The following is a 13,255-nucleotide window of genomic DNA, read 5'->3' as shown; positions in this document are numbered from 1 at the left end:
GTTTCCATCAACCCGGCAGGTGGCTCAGATCGAGGCGTCGATCCAGCTTTGCAGCGCCGCCTTGGGTGCAGCGCCGACCTTGTTGGCGACGATCTTGCCGTCCTTCACCACGAACAGCGCCGGGATCCCGCGGATGCCCATGGCGGCGGCGACCTGCGGGTTCTCGTCCACGTTGACCTTGGCGATGCGCACGCGGCCCTCGTAATGCTCCGACAGCTCTTCCAGCGCCGGACCGATCTGCCGGCACGGACCGCACCATTCGGCCCAGAAGTCGAGCACGACCGGCAGGTCGCTGTTGCGCACTTCGGAGTCGAAAGTGGCGTCGGTCACGGGAAAGGTAGCCATGGGAATCTCCTGCGGATCCGGGGAAAGGGGGAAGCGTCTTTGGTCTTTCCTTACCTAGGAAGGTCGCCGATCCGGGTCAAGGGCAGCGCGGTCCAGCGCCGCGGCGACAGCCCCGGGCGGCAGCTGCATCAGCGCGCCCGTCGCGGTCCACAAGAGCGCCGTCTCGATCCGCCGCCCGGGATAAAGCGCCGCCAGCAGATGCGCATAGGCCCCCATCTGCCTGAGCAGGCCCTCGGGCACCCCGTCCGGCCCGTCCGGCACCACGCGGTTCGACTTGAAATCGACCGCCAGAACCGCATCGTCGGTGACGATCAGCCGGTCGATCACGCCCCACATGGGCCGCCCGTTCCACGCACCCGACAGACCGACCTCGACCAGCGCGCCCCCGCCCAGAACCGGGGCCAGCGCGGGGTCCTGAAGCACCGCCAGCGCCTCGGCCAGACAGGCCTCGCCCCCGGCCATCCCGGCGGCGAGTAGGGTGCCGCGGGGCTTGCGGTCGGCGTCGGGCAGGTCGGCCAGCTCCTCCAGCAGCAGATGGATCAGCCGCCCGCGGGCCAGCGCCTGCTCGGTCTCTGCCCCCTCGCCGGGCAGCGCCTTGGCACCCCCCAGATCCGAAGGCGTCAGCACCCGAGACGCCGCGCTGACCGGCGGCAGATCGGCCAATTCCGCAGGCGCAGAGCCGCTTTCTGCCGTGTCGCGCGGCATGACCAGCGGCGCCGGCCACTCGCCATGGGCGTGCCGCAGACCCGTACCGGTCGGCGCCGCCAGCGGCACCGGGGCCAGCCCGGCCAGCGCCGTTTCGATCCGCTCGTACCAGCTGCCCTCGCCGGTATCGCCCGCGCCGCAGACGATCAGCCAGCGTTCCGCCCGGGTCAGCGCCACGTAGAGCAGCCGGTCGCCCTCCTCATGGCGCAGGGTCTCGCTCAGCCCGTCGGCCTCGCGCTGGGCCTCGGTCGCCAGATCCTTGACCGCGCGCAGGATCGGCACGCCCGCGGCATCGGCCAGCGTCGCGCGCTCCTGCGGGCGGCGCCTGGCGGTGTCGGGCAGGATGACGATCGGCGCCTCCAGCCCCTTCGAGCCATGCACCGTCATCACCCGGATCACCCGCCCGGCCCCCTCGGACCGGCGCTGCACCTCGGCGTCCGAGGCCGCCAGCCAGCCCAGGAACCCGTCGAGCGAGGGGACATGCCCCTGTTCATAGCCCAGCGCCAGATCGACGAAAGCCTCCAGCGCATCCTCGGCCTCGGGGCCAAAGCGCGCCCGGATCCGGCGGCGGCCGTCATGGCGGGTCAGCACCCGTTCGATCAGCTCATAGGGGCGCAGGAAATCGACCTGCCCGCGCAGATCGTCCAGCACTGCGCGGACCTCGGCCAGTGCGGGCTCGGCCCTGAGCCGTTCCCACAGGAACCCGGGCCGGTCCCAGGCCAGCCGGAACAGATCGTCCTCGCCGAGGCCGAACAGCGGCGAACGCAGGGCCACGGCCAGCGACAGATCGTCCTCCGGCAGCGCGAGGAACTTGAGCAGCGCGATCAGGTCCTGCACCGCCAGAACCTCGCCCAAAGCCAGCCGGTCGGCGCCGGCGATCTCCAGCCCCTCGGCCTTGCAGGCGCGGATCAGCGCGTGAAACAGCAGGCGGCGGCGCTGCACCAGCACCAGGAAATCGCCCTCATGCACCGCGCGGGGGCCGTCCCGCCCCTCGATCCGCTCGCCCCGGTCGATCATCGCCCGGATTTCCCGCGCGATGGTCCGGGCCAGCTGGATCTCGGCATGGTCGGCCGAGGGACGGTCCAGCGGGCTTTCCCAGGGCGTGTCCTCGGGCTTGTCGGGCTTGGGGATCGCGGGCCAGAGGTCGACGCGACCGGCCATCCCGGGATGGAAGGCCAGATGCTCCGGCGCGCCGCCCAGCCCCGACCCGCTGCCGGCAAAGCATTGGTCCACCAGCCGCAGCACCGCATCCGAGGACCGGAAGGAATGCTTCAGTTCCTGACGGCTGAGCCCCTGTCCCGTCGCCGCCAGCCGTTCCGAAAACAGACTCTGCGATTGCTCGAAACCCTGCAGATCGGCACCCTGGAAGGAATAGATCGACTGCTTGCGGTCGCCCACCACGAAGATCGTGCGCAGCACCTCGCGCGCGCCCTCACCCGCGGTGAATTCCTGGGTCAGCAGGTCGATGACCCGCCATTGCCCGGGCGAGGTATCCTGCGCCTCGTCCACCAGGATATGGTCGATGCCGCCGTCGAGTTTGAAGAGCACCCATTGCGCCACGTCCGAGCGCGACAGCAGGTCCCGTGCAAGGCGGATCAGGTCGTCGAAATCCAGCCAGCCGCGCGCCGCCTTGGCCCGGTCCAGCGCCGGCAGCCAGAGCCGGGCGAAGCCATGCAGCGCTTCGGCCATGCGCTTGGCTTCCAGACCCAGCCTGAGCGGCCGGGCCTCGGCCACCCGCTCGCCCAGATCGTCCAGCGCTGCCAGATCGTCGGGGCCGACCAGCGCCTGCGTCGCCTTGGTGATGTGCTTGCCGGTCTTCGCCTGCCCGGCATTGGCGCCGGTTTGCGTCAGCAGCGCGCCTTCCAGTTCGGCCAGCGCCGCCATCCCCGGCGCCCCGATCCGCGCCAGTTTCGCGGCCAGCTTGTTGTCGTTCGACCCGCCCTTCAGCAGCTTCGGCACCAGCCGGGCGCAAAGATCCCCCTCGCCCCCGTCGAACACCTGCGCCAGAAGCCCGTCCTCGGACAGCCCCTTCGGCAGGTCGAACAGCCGGTCGAAATCGGGCAGATCCCCGTCAAAAGCGTCTCTGTACTTGCCCAGATCGCCCAGCAGGCGGTCGAAACCCTCCTCGCTCAACCGCCCCAGCAGCGCCATCATCGCCCCGGCCTCGGGCCCCCGGGCGAAGCGGTCCAGCAGCTCCATCCGCAGCTGTTGCAGGCTGCGTTCCTCGACCTCGGTAAAGTCCGGGGCGACGGCCGCCTCCAGCGGGAAGCGGCGCAGGAGGGAGGAACAGAAGGCGTGGATCGTCTGGATCTTCAGCCCGCCCGGCGTCTCGATGGCGCGGGCAAAGAGCCTGCGCGCGCGGGGCAGCAGGTCGGGGTCCTGCACCGCCTCGCCCATCTTCGCCAGTTCCGCGACCAGCGCCGCATCCTCCAGCATGGCCCATTCGCCCAGCCGCTTGAACAGCCGGTTCTGCATCTCACCGGCGGCGGCCTTGGTATAGGTCAGGCACAGGATGCGCTGCGGTGGCGTCCCGCCCAACAGCAGCCGCGCCACCCGGTCGATCAGCACCTTGGTCTTGCCCGAGCCCGCATTGGCCGAAAGCCAGGTCGATTGCCCGGGCTCGGCGGCGCGGACCTGATTGAGCGTCGCCTCATCCATCGTCGCCGACCCTTTGCAGCACGGGTTCGTCCGTGGTTTCCCATTCACCGCGCCGCGACAGCGCGTCGTAATCGCCCGCGCGCTCCTCCTGTTCGACGGCACGCATGGCGGTGAAGCCCTGGTCGGGGCTGGTGTAGGAGGTCAACAGCGTCCGCAGCTTGGCCTGGTGCTCGGCGATATCGGCGGGCTCCACCGGCACCGGCCGCGTGTCGAACTTGCTGCCGAGGCCCACGAACATCGCTTCCGCCACGCTGCCGGGGCCAAGGCCGAAGGCATCGTCCCGCGCCATCACCGCCAGCAGGCTCAACTGCTTGTTGTAAAAAGCGATCTGCTTGGGGCTGGGCAGGGTGCCGGTCTTGTAATCGTAAAGCCTGAGCCGCCCGTCCGGGTCGCGGTCGATGCGGTCCGGCTGGCCGGTCAGGGTGAAGGGCGGATCGGCCAGGGTCAACGCGCCCTTTTGCTCCAGCAGTGCCGGTTGCCCCTCAAGCCCCGCGTTCCAGCGGACGAAATCGGCGGCGGTCCGGTCGAGCCGCGCGCGCCAGTGCAGCCGGGTCGCGGGCCAGGGGCATTCCTCGGTCAGAATCGTCTCTGCGATTGCCAAAAACGCCGCCAGATCGCCCGGCGTCCCCGGCGGGAAGTCGCGGACATAGAGGTCCGGCACCCGGTGCAGCACCGTGCCCCTGAGCCGCGCATCGGCCTCGGGCGCCAGCGGGTCCAAGGGGCGCAACCGCAGGATCCGCTCGGCATAGATCGCGTAAGGGTCGCGGATCAGCTTCTCGATCCGCGTCACCGGCAGTTCTGTCAGCCGGGCCCGCGCGGGCGGGGCCGGGGCGGGCCGCGGGTTGCGCCGGGCGCTGGCCTCGGGCACGGCGGAGAGGTCAGCCTCCAGCGCCTCGGCCAGCCTGAGCCAGTGATTGCCGCGCGCGCGCATCGCCGCCAGCGCCGTATCGCCCCCCTGTGCCCTGAGCCCGCCGATCAGGTTGACCAGCCGGTTCAGCCAGCGCGAGGGCACGGTTTCCGCCTCGGCATCCCTCCGGGCGCGGGACAGGATCACCCGGGGGGCGCCGACCGCCTGCTGGAAGTCATGCGCCGACAGGCCGATCTGTCGTTCGGGCAGCAACAGACCCGCATTGAGCCGCATCTGGCGGTTGAACCAGGGGTCGGGCTTCGGCGCGGCGGGCCAGGTGCCCTCGGTCAGTCCGCCGAGGATCACCAGATCGGCCCCCTGCGCGCGGGCCTCGAGCGTGCCCCAGATCATCACATCGGGGCGGGATTCCAGCACCTCGCGGACCTCGCGCCCGGCAAAAAGCGTCTCTAGCAAGGCTGAATAGTCCCGAGCGGCGACGATTCCGCCGTGGCCAGCCTCGGCCCGCAATTCCTCGACCAGCGCCTGCGCTTCGGCCCCGGCCTCGGCCAGCCACAGCTCGCCCGAGCCCTCGCCGGTCCCGGCGGCCAGCGCCAGCGCGACGCGCTCATGCGCGACCAGCCAGTCGTCCAGCGGGCGCTCGCCATCGCCCGGCAGCAGGGCCAGCGCCTGCGACAGCCACTCGGCCCAGGGCTTCCGGTCGGGCGCGCGGTCGGCGAAATCGCTCAGCGCGGCTGCGTCGGGGAAGGGCACGGCGCGGCGCCGCAAATGCAGTTCCAGGTCGCGCAGGTGGCGCAGATGGTCGCCGCGCCCCTCGGCCGAATGGACGATGGGGTGCTTGAGCAGCGCGATCAACGCCTCGGCGGTGACCGATCCGGCCAGCAGTTCGGCGCTCTGCCGCAGGAAGCGGCCCGGCGCGGACAGGCCCAGCGGGCGCCCGGCGCTGTCATCGGGGCGCAGATGCCAGCGGTCCAGCGCGGCGGTGACGCGGCGGGCAAGGGTCCGATCCGGCGTGATGAGAGCCGCTTTCTGTCCCTGCACCGCCGCCTCCCGCAGGGCCAGCGCGATGGCCAGCGCCTCGGCCCGCGGGCTTGGCGCTTCGATCAGCGACAGGGTCTCGGTGACGGCGGGCAGGTCCGTCAGCGAGGGCCCGTCGCGCAGCCATTGGTCGGTCACCGGCGCGGGCCGCAGCGCCAGCGAGACCAGCCGCCCGCGTGCCGGATCGGGCGCATCCGCAGCCCCCCAGCGTTGCACGGCGTCAGGCCCTGCGCCCAGCAAGTCCAGCAGATGGGCATAGCGGAATTGCGGGTGGTCCTCGGAATGCAGCGGGTTGTCGAGGCTGCCCCAGACCGGCCCCGGCAGGTCGAAATCGAAACCGGGCAGCACCAGCGCCCCCTGCGGCAGACGCGCGACCGCCTGCATCAGCAGCGCCGTCGGCCCGCGCGAGCCGGTCGAGCCCGCCACGATCATCGGATGCGCGGGCGGGGTGACGGCCCAGTCGGCCGCCAAGGCCAGCGCCGCCTGACGCAGCCGCGCCTGCCCGCCGGAAGCGGGGCCCAGGAACCCCGCGATCAGCCGGATGAACCTGAGCGATCGGTCCCAATGCAGCGAGTGTTGCGAGACATCGAGGCCGTTCAGCGCCTCCAGCGTCACCCCCTCGCCCTGCATCTCGTCGAGCAGACGAAACAGGCTCTCGGCCAGCGAAAAAGCCGCGGAAGGCGGGCCGAGATCAGGCTCGGCCAGCAGCAGCTGCCGGATCAGCTGCGCCAGTTCCAGCCGCGCGCGCAGCGGCACATCCGCCCCCGGCGGGGCGATATCGGTAATCAGCCGGATCCGCGGCAGGAAGCCGGGGCCGAGCGAGACCAGCGCCTCGCGCAGCCGGTTGCGCATGCGCGAGGTGTTGACCAGCACCTCGGCCCGGGCGACGGCCTCGGGCGGCTGACCGGCAAAACGCTCGCGCAGGCCGCGGGCCAGATGCAGCGGGAAATCGGCGCCGGGCGGAACGCCGAAGACGCGCGGACCGGGGCAGGGCTCAAAGATCGGCAAGGCGCGCCTCCCATGCTTTGGGGCCGAGAAACGCGACCTCACGCCCCTCGCCGACCACCGAAAACCGCAATGTCAGAGCCTTTTCCGGCCGATCCGCCCCCAGCTTTTCCGGCCATTCCACCAGGCAAAGCGCGGTCTCGAAAGCCTCGGTCAGGCCCAGTTCGACCGCCTCGTCGGGATGGGACAGGCGGTAGAGGTCGGCGTGCCAGACCTCCATCCCGGCGTCATAGGTCTGGACCAGCGTGAAGGTCGGCGAGGGCACGTCCTCGGCCACCCCCAGCGCCTGGATCAGCGCCCGGGCAAAAGCGGTCTTGCCGGCGCCGATCTGCCCCTCCAGCAACAGCACATCGCCCACCCCCAGACGGGGGGCGAAACGTCGGGCCAGGGCCTCGGTGGCGTCGGGGTCGGGCAGGGTGACGGGGGGATGAACGGGCTGCATCGGGCCAGCTTAACGGCGCCCAAGGGGACCCGCCAGAGGCCAGCGGCTTGCGACGGCCGGGGTCGGGCTCCATATAGGGCGGCAGACAGCGAAAGGGTTTCCCCCATGGCAGAAGACAAGTTTCCCGGCTGGCACGGCACCACGATCCTGGCGGTGCGCCGGGGCGGTGAAGTGGTGGTCGCGGGCGACGGGCAGGTGAGCCTGGGCCAGACGGTCATCAAGGGCTCGGCCCGCAAGGTGCGCCGCATCGGCCCGCCGGGGCGCGAGATCGTGGTCGGTTTCGCGGGCTCGACCGCCGACGCCTTCACCCTCTTGGAACGGCTGGAAAAGAAGCTCGAGGCGCTGCCGGGCCAGCTGGCGCGTGCCTGTGTGGAGCTGGCCAAGGACTGGCGCACCGACAAATACCTGCGGAATCTGGAGGCGATGCTGATCGTCACCGATGGCGCGGAATTGCTGGTGGTGACCGGCGCCGGGGACGTGCTGGAGCCGGAATACGACATCGCCGCCATCGGCTCGGGCGGCAATTTCGCCGCCGCCGCGGCGCGCGGGCTGATGGAGACGGATTGGGAGGGCGAGAAGATCGCCCGCAAGGCGATGGAGATCGCCGCCTCGATCTGCGTCTATACCAACGGCAACCTGACGGTGGAGAGGATCCGCAAATGACCGACCTGACCCCCCGCGAAATCGTTTCCGAGCTGGACCGCTTCATCATCGGCCAGGCCGAGGCCAAGCGCGCCGTCGCCGTGGCGCTGAGGAACCGCTGGCGGCGCAAGCAGCTCAGCGCCGATCTGCGGGACGAGGTGTACCCGAAGAACATCCTGATGATCGGCCCGACCGGCGTCGGCAAGACCGAGATCTCGCGCCGTCTGGCAAAGCTGGCCAAGGCGCCCTTCCTGAAGGTCGAGGCGACCAAGTTCACCGAGGTCGGCTATGTCGGCCGCGACGTGGAACAGATCATCCGCGATCTGGTCGATGCGGCGATGGTGATGACCCGCGAGGCGATGCGCGAGGATGTCCGCGCCCGGGCCCAGGCCAATGCCGAGGAACGGGTGCTCGATGCCGTCGCCGGCAAGGAATCCCGCGCCGGCACCCGGGATCTGTTCCGCAAGAAGCTGCGGGCGGGTGACCTCGATGACACGATCATCGAGCTGGAACTGGCCGAAGCCGCGCCCTCGATGCCGATGCTGGAACTGCCCGGCATGCAGGCGCAGGGGATGAACCTGGGCGACCTCTTCGGCAAGGCCTTCGGCGGACGCACGGTGAAGAAGCGGATGAGTGTGGCCGAAAGCCACGACCTCCTGCTGAGCGAGGAAGCCGACAAGCTGCTGGACGAGGAGGCGGTGAAAGCCGCCGCGCTGGAAGCGGTCGAACAGAACGGCATCGTCTTTCTCGATGAGATCGACAAGGTCTGCGCCCGGGCGGAAACCCGCGGCGCCGATGTCAGCCGCGAGGGGGTGCAGCGCGACCTGCTGCCGCTGATCGAGGGCACGACGGTGTCCACCAAGCACGGGCCGGTCAAGACCGATCATATCCTGTTCATCGCCTCGGGCGCCTTCCATGTGGCGAAACCCTCGGACCTGCTGCCGGAATTGCAGGGCCGCCTGCCGATCCGGGTGGAACTGAGGGCGCTGACCGAGGACGATTTCGTCCGCATCCTGACCGAGACCGACAACGCGCTGACGCTGCAATACACGGCGCTCATGCAGACCGAGGAGGTGGGCGTCAGCTTCACCGAGGACGGCATCCGCGCGCTCGCCGCCATCGCGGCAGAGGTCAACCGCTCGGTCGAGAATATCGGCGCGCGCCGGCTTTATACGGTGATGGAGCGGGTGTTCGAGGAACTCTCCTTCGCCGCCCCGGACCGCGGCGGGCAGGCGGTGGTGGTCGATGCCGCCTATGTCGAGGCGAATATCGGTGAATTGTCCCGCTCGGCGGATCTGAGCCGCTACGTTCTCTGACCGGGGAGGCCTTGGCGGGAAAAGGGAGGGGGGCCGTCTGCCCCCCTCTTGGCCTGGCGGCCAATTCACCCCCCGAGGATATTTGGAGAACAAAGATGCGCGAATTTGATTAAAATTGTTTGTGCCTCGTCCGCCCCATCATCTTGTCCCAAATACGCATCCCTGGTTCACGATGAGCCCGCCCCTTCATTCTGCTGAAAATACGCCCTTCTGGCGGCACCCCGCCGCGCTTGAACCGGGCAGGGGGCAGGGATAGCCTCGCCCCATGAGCACCCTCTTCTTCACCGATCCCGCCTGCCTGACCCATGTCACCCCCCAGGGCCACCCCGAGCGGGTGGAGCGGCTGCGCGCGATCCTCACCGCGCTGGAAGCTCCGGAATTCGCCGGTCTCGACCGTCGACAGGCCCCGCCCGCGCCCGAGGCTGAATTGCTGCGCTGTCATCCGGCGGCCTATGTAGCGCAGATCAGGGCCAGCATTCCGGCCGAGGGCAGCCACCAGCTCGACCCCGATACCTGGGTCTCGCCCGGGTCGTGGGATGCGGCGCTGGCGGGGGTGGGGGCGCTGAACGGGGCGCTCGATGCGGTGATGGCGGGCGAGGCGCGGAACGCCTTTGCCGCGATCCGCCCGCCCGGGCATCATGCCGAGACCGCGACGCCGATGGGCTTCTGCCTCTTCGGCACGATCGCCATTGCCGCCAAGCGGGCGCTCGACCATCACGGGCTGAGCCGCGTCGCGGTCCTCGATTTCGATGTCCACCACGGCAACGGCACCCAGGATCTGCTGCAGCACGAGCCGCGCGCGCTTTTCGTCAGCTCGCATCAATTCCCGCTCTGGCCCGGGACCGGCCGGGCCGAGGAAACCGGCCCGCACGGCAACATCCTGAACCTGCCGCTGCCCCCCGGCACCGAGGGGCCCGCCTTCCGCCAGGCCTGGGAAGAGACTGTCTTCCCCCGGGTCGCGGCCTTCGACCCGCAACTGATCCTCGTCTCGGCCGGGTTCGACGCCCACCGCGACGATCCGCTGGCGCAACTGAACCTGACGGAAGCGGATTTCAGCTGGATCACCCACCGCCTCTGCGATCTGGCCGATGCCCATGCCGGGGGCCGGGTGGTCAGCGTGCTGGAAGGGGGCTATAACCTCGACGCGCTGGCGGCCTCGACCGCGGCGCATGTCCGGGTGCTGAGGGAGCGGGGCGCATGAAAGACGTGAGTGAAATGTCCTTCGAGGAGGCCCTGCGCGCCCTCGAACAGGTGGTGGGGCAGCTGGAAAGCGGCCAGGTCGATCTGGAGAAATCCATCGACCTCTATGACCACGGCGCCAAGCTGAAGAAGCATTGCGAGGCGAAACTGGCCCAGGCGCAGGCCCGGATCGAGCAGATCACGCTGGCCGAGACTGGCGAGCCCAACGGCACCGCGCCCTTCGACGCCAAATGAGCTTTCCCGCCGATCTGAGCGCCGCCTCGCTGGCCGTGGCCGGGCGGCTGGCGCGCGCGCTCGATGCCCTGCCCGAGAGCCGGGTCAAGGCGGGGATGGCCCACGGGCTGCATGGCGGCAAGGGGCTGAGGGGCTATCTGGTCCTCGAATCCTGCGCGCTGCATGGCATCGCCCGCGACGTCGCGCTGAACGCCGCCGCCGCCATCGAGGCGATGCATGCCTATTCGCTGGTCCATGACGACCTGCCCGCCATGGACGACGACGACCTGCGCCGCGGCCGTCCCACGGTGCATGTCGCCTTTGACGAGGCGACCGCGATCCTGGCCGGTGACGCGCTGCAATCGCTGGCCTTCCAGCTCTGCGCCGAGACGGGGCATGCGGGGCTGACCGCCGCGCTGGCCCGGGCCGCCGGGGCCGAAGGCATGGTGCTGGGGCAGGCGCTGGACATCGCGGCCGAGACTGCCGCTGCCCCCCTGACGCTGGAGCAGATCGTCCAGTTGCAGCAGGGCAAGACCGGCGCCCTCTTCGGCTGGTCCTGCCTGACCGGGCCGATCCTGGCCGGGGCCGATCCCGCGCCACTGGCCGCCTATGCCATGGCGCTGGGCCTTGCCTTTCAGATCGCAGACGACATCCTGGATACCGAGGGCGATGCGGCCACCGCCGGCAAGCGGCTACAAAAGGATGCGGCGGCGGGCAAGGCGACCTTTGTTTCGCTGCTGGGGCTGGAACCGGCAAGGGAGCGTGCCCGTGAATTGATTTCCCAGGCCGGGGAGGCTCTGGCACCCTATGGCTCGCGGGCCGATTCCTTGCGCGAAGCGGCCCGCTTCGTTATCAGCCGCGACAAGTAACCCGGAGCGCCCATGAGTACCCGACCCGCCACGCCCCTCCTCGACCGTGTGCAGAGCCCGGCCGATCTGAAGCGGTTGTCGGATGCGCAGCTCAAACAGGTGGCGGACGAGCTGCGGGCCGAGACGATCAGCGCCGTCAGCGAGACGGGCGGGCATCTGGGCGCGGGGCTGGGCGTGGTCGAGCTGACCGTGGCCCTGCACGCGGTCTTCGACACGCCGCGCGACCGGCTGATCTGGGACGTCTCGCACCAGAGCTATCCGCACAAGATCCTGACCGGGCGGCGCGACCGCATCCGCACCCTGCGGATGAAGGACGGGCTTTCGGGTTTCACCAAGCGCGCGGAATCGCCCTATGACCCGTTCGGCGCCGCGCATAGCTCCACCTCCATCTCCGCCGCTTTGGGCTTCAAGGTCGCCCATGACCTCGGCGGCACGCCCGAGCCCGCGCTGGGCGATGCCATCGCGGTGATCGGCGATGGCTCGATGTCGGCCGGCATGGCCTTCGAGGCGATGAACAACGCGGGCCATCTGGGCAAGCGGCTGTTCGTCATCCTCAACGACAACGAGATGTCGATCGCGCCGCCCACCGGCGCGCTGTCCTCGTACCTGTCGCGGCTCTATACCGAGAAGCCCTTGCAGGACCTCAAGGCCGCCGCCAAGGGCGCGCTGGGCCTGCTGCCGCCGCCCCTGCAGGAGGGCGCGCGCCGGGCCAAGGACATGCTCAAGCACATGACCGTCGGCGGTACCATGTTCGAGGAGCTGGGCTTCCACTACGTCGGCCCGATCGACGGGCACGATATGGAGACGCTGCTCTCCGTCCTGCGCACGCTGCACGCCCGGGCCACCGGGCCCACGCTGATCCATGTGCTGACCAAGAAGGGCAAGGGCTATCGCCCGGCCGAGATGGCGGCGGACAAGGGCCATGCTACGGCGAAGTTCGACGTCATCACCGGCAAGCAGGTGAAGGCGCCGTCCAACGCGCCCAGCTACACCAAGGTCTTCGCCCAGGCCCTGATCCGCGAGGGCGAGGCCGACGACAAGGTCGTCGCCGTTACCGCCGCCATGCCGGACGGCACCGGCCTGAACCTCTTCGCCGAGCGTTTCCCCAGCCGCACTTTCGATGTGGGCATCGCCGAACAGCATGGCGTGACCTTCTGCGCCGGTCTGGCTGCCGGGGGGTTGAAGCCCTTCTGCGCCATGTATTCGACCTTCCTGCAGCGCGGCTACGATCAGGTCGTGCACGATGTGGCGCTTCAGGGCCTGCCCGTGCGCTTCGCCATCGACCGCGCCGGTCTGGTGGGGGCGGATGGCGCGACCCATGCCGGGTCCTTCGACGTGGCCTATCTGGCCAACCTGCCCGGGTTCGTGGTCATGGCCGCCGCCGATGAGGCGGAACTCGTGCACATGGTCGCCACCGCCGCCGCGCATGACACCGGGCCCATCGCCTTCCGCTTTCCGCGCGGCGAGGGGGTGGGGGTGGAAATGCCCGAACGCGGCATCCCGCTGGAGATCGGCAAGGGCCGCCTGATCCGGCAGGGGCAGCGGGTGGCGATCCTGTCCTTCGGCACCCGTCTGGCCGAGGTGATGAAGGCCGCCGAGGCACTGGACGCGCGCGGCATCAGCCCCACCGTGGCCGACGCCCGCTTCGCCAAGCCGCTGGACCGCGAGCTGATCCTGACGCTGGCCGCCGGGCACGAAGCGCTCATCACCATCGAAGAGGGCGCGGTGGGCGGCTTCGGCTCCCATGTCGCGCAGCTGCTGGCCGAGGAGGGGGTCTTCGACACCGGCCTCAAATACCGCTCCATGGTGCTGCCGGACGTGTTCCTCGACCAGGCCTCGCCCGACCAGATGTACGAAGCTGCCGGTCTCACGGCGGCGGATATCGAGGCGAAGGTGCTGGACGTGCTGGGCGTTGCGCGGATCGGGGCGAAGCGGGCGTGAGCCCCGCGCAATAGAA

The 13,255-nt window shown here is 70.0% G+C and carries 10 protein-coding genes; 6 read left to right on the top strand and 4 right to left on the bottom strand.

What is annotated here, in order from left to right; translation table 11 throughout:
* Window positions 1–24: 24 nt before the first annotated feature.
* The 4 genes from trxA to tsaE are packed head-to-tail and all read right to left on the bottom strand — an operon-like array spanning window position 25 to window position 7,058.
* Window positions 25–345: a thioredoxin gene (gene trxA, locus DDE23_RS08400; protein ID WP_107751520.1), complete on the bottom strand. Its 321-nt coding sequence runs from the start codon at window positions 343–345 to the stop codon at window positions 25–27.
* Between the two features lie 54 nt (window positions 346–399).
* Window positions 400–3,708 (bottom strand): double-strand break repair helicase AddA, encoded by a 3,309-nt coding sequence (gene addA / locus DDE23_RS08395; RefSeq protein WP_107751519.1) that lies wholly within the window; start codon window positions 3,706–3,708, stop codon window positions 400–402.
* On the bottom strand, window positions 3,701–6,619 hold the full coding sequence (addB, locus tag DDE23_RS08390) for a double-strand break repair protein AddB (RefSeq protein ID WP_420330160.1): 2,919 nt from the start codon (window positions 6,617–6,619) through the stop codon (window positions 3,701–3,703). The genes addA and addB overlap by 8 nt, the downstream gene beginning before the upstream one ends.
* Window positions 6,606–7,058, bottom strand: coding sequence for a tRNA (adenosine(37)-N6)-threonylcarbamoyltransferase complex ATPase subunit type 1 TsaE (tsaE, locus tag DDE23_RS08385; protein WP_107751518.1), 453 nt, complete (start codon window positions 7,056–7,058; stop codon window positions 6,606–6,608). Before tsaE ends, addB begins: the two co-directional genes overlap by 14 nt.
* Before the next feature lie 105 nt (window positions 7,059–7,163).
* On the opposite strand from tsaE, the gene hslV reads away from it, so the two are divergent.
* From hslV to dxs, 6 genes are all read left to right on the top strand, one after another.
* Window positions 7,164–7,721 carry an ATP-dependent protease subunit HslV gene (hslV, locus tag DDE23_RS08380; RefSeq protein WP_107751517.1) on the top strand — a complete coding sequence of 186 codons (558 nt, stop codon included), beginning with the start codon at window positions 7,164–7,166 and terminating at the stop codon, window positions 7,719–7,721.
* Window positions 7,718–9,016: an ATP-dependent protease ATPase subunit HslU gene (hslU, locus tag DDE23_RS08375; protein ID WP_107751516.1), complete on the top strand. Its 1,299-nt coding sequence runs from the start codon at window positions 7,718–7,720 to the stop codon at window positions 9,014–9,016. The genes hslV and hslU overlap by 4 nt, the downstream gene beginning before the upstream one ends.
* A 265-nt stretch (window positions 9,017–9,281) precedes the next feature.
* Window positions 9,282–10,217, top strand: coding sequence for a histone deacetylase family protein (locus DDE23_RS08370; RefSeq protein ID WP_107751515.1), 936 nt, complete (start codon window positions 9,282–9,284; stop codon window positions 10,215–10,217).
* The gene (locus tag DDE23_RS08365; protein WP_107751514.1) at window positions 10,214–10,450 is read left to right on the top strand and encodes an exodeoxyribonuclease VII small subunit; all 237 of its coding nucleotides are present in this window, start codon (window positions 10,214–10,216) and stop codon (window positions 10,448–10,450) included. Before DDE23_RS08370 ends, DDE23_RS08365 begins: the two co-directional genes overlap by 4 nt.
* Window positions 10,447–11,298 carry a polyprenyl synthetase family protein gene (locus tag DDE23_RS08360; protein ID WP_107751513.1) on the top strand — a complete coding sequence of 284 codons (852 nt, stop codon included), beginning with the start codon at window positions 10,447–10,449 and terminating at the stop codon, window positions 11,296–11,298. Before DDE23_RS08365 ends, DDE23_RS08360 begins: the two co-directional genes overlap by 4 nt.
* Window positions 11,299–11,310: 12 nt before the next feature.
* A complete protein-coding gene (gene dxs, locus DDE23_RS08355) occupies window positions 11,311–13,239 on the top strand; it encodes a 1-deoxy-D-xylulose-5-phosphate synthase (protein WP_107751512.1) in 1,929 nt (642 codons plus the stop codon).
* Window positions 13,240–13,255 lie beyond the last annotated feature (16 nt).

The organism is Pararhodobacter aggregans (genome assembly GCF_003075525.1).
Taxonomy (GTDB): Bacteria; Pseudomonadota; Alphaproteobacteria; order Rhodobacterales; family Rhodobacteraceae; genus Pararhodobacter; species Pararhodobacter aggregans.
This window is presented reverse-complemented; position numbering and strand designations above follow the sequence as displayed.